Origin of the sequence: Dankookia rubra (assembly GCF_004355005.1) — a bacterium.
In the GTDB taxonomy this organism is placed as follows: domain Bacteria; phylum Pseudomonadota; class Alphaproteobacteria; order Acetobacterales; family Acetobacteraceae; genus Paracraurococcus; species Paracraurococcus ruber_A.
Genome location: NZ_SMSJ01000347.1, coordinates 1 through 541, shown reverse-complemented (window position 1 = coordinate 541; position 541 = coordinate 1). Strand labels below are relative to the sequence as shown.

At 56.9% G+C, this 541-nt stretch carries 1 protein-coding gene; it reads right to left on the bottom strand.

The window, feature by feature from the left end:
* Nucleotides 1-71 precede the first annotated feature (71 nt).
* Nucleotides 72-470, bottom strand: coding sequence for a DNA-packaging protein FI (locus E2C06_RS36920; protein WP_000158919.1), 399 nt, complete (start codon nt 468-470; stop codon nt 72-74).
* Between the last annotated feature and the right edge of the window lie 71 nt (nt 471-541).

Below are 541 nucleotides of genomic sequence, written 5' to 3'. Positions count from 1 at the left end.
GCGTATCGTTTCATCGGCGCGGGCAATGGCAGCATCGAACAGGTTATCGAAATCAGCCACAGCGCCTCCCGTTATTGCATTCTGGCCAGGCCGCGCTCTGTCATTTCGGCTGCCACACCGGCAGAGACACGAAACGCCGTTCCCGGCAGCACAAATGCCACAGGTTCATCCCGCGTGGCGTGAAGTGCATCAGTATGCAGCTTCACCAGTGCCACGACCGTGACCAGTTCAGACGTATCCAGAATCACGGTATCCGGCTGCGCTGATCCCACCTCATTTTCATGTCCGGTCAGCACATTTTCCCGGCTGAGAGGGGTGTCCTGACCGGCAGTTTCATCCGTGTCATCAAGCTCCTCTTTCAGCTCTGCCACACGGAGCGCCAGTTCTTCTTTCGTCCCCGTCAGGCTGACATCACGGTTCAGTTGTTCACCCAGCGAGCGGAGACGGGCAATCAGTTCATCTTTCGTCATGGACTCCTCCACAGAGAAACAATGGCCCCGAAGGGCCATGATTACGCCAGTTGTACGGACACGAACTCATC

Excerpts from the sequence above, each read along its gene's own strand:
- E2C06_RS36920 (WP_000158919.1), bottom strand. The coding sequence starts at position 470 with ATGACGAAAGATGAACTGATTGCCCGTCTCCGCTCGCTGGGTGAACAA.